Here is a 437-nt window from a genome sequence, read left to right on the forward strand (position 1 = left end):
GTTCCTTTCAGCGCAAGGTTGTTCGCTTCACTGCCGCCGCTCGTGAAGACAATTTCGTCCGGTGCGGCGCCGATCAGCGTCGCGACCTGGGCGCGCGCCCGATCCAGTGCAACCTTTGCCGGCACGCTTGCCCAATGTCCGCTGGACGGATTGCCGAAGGCTTCAGGCAGCAGCGGGCGCATCGCATCCGCGACCGCCGGGTCGATGGGGGTGCTTGCGTTGTAGTCGAGGTAGATATGCGTCATGTCGTCGATCTGGGTGAGAAATGTTCGCTTCGCGCTTCGGAATACGTCAGTGGCGCGCGTGCATGACGATCGCCACCACGGCACCTGACAGGAACGTGACGGCCGCGATCGACAGGATCGCATCGGCGAAGCCGAAGCGGTCCGCGATGAGACCCGCCGACAGCGCGCCGATCGCATAGCCGAGGTCACGCC

The 437-nt window shown here is 64.5% G+C and carries 1 protein-coding gene; it reads right to left on the bottom strand.

Annotation, left to right across the window (positions count from 1 at the left end; translation table 11 throughout):
- Nucleotides 1-245, bottom strand: a 245-nt coding sequence (locus tag J5M58_RS27135) for an aminotransferase class V-fold PLP-dependent enzyme (protein ID WP_207880540.1), incomplete at its 3' end; no start/stop codon positions are given.
- Nucleotides 246-437 lie beyond the last annotated feature (192 nt).

It is taken from the genome of Pseudomonas sp. 32_A (genome assembly GCF_017490905.1).
Taxonomy (GTDB): domain Bacteria; phylum Pseudomonadota; class Gammaproteobacteria; order Pseudomonadales; family Pseudomonadaceae; genus Aquipseudomonas; species Aquipseudomonas inefficax.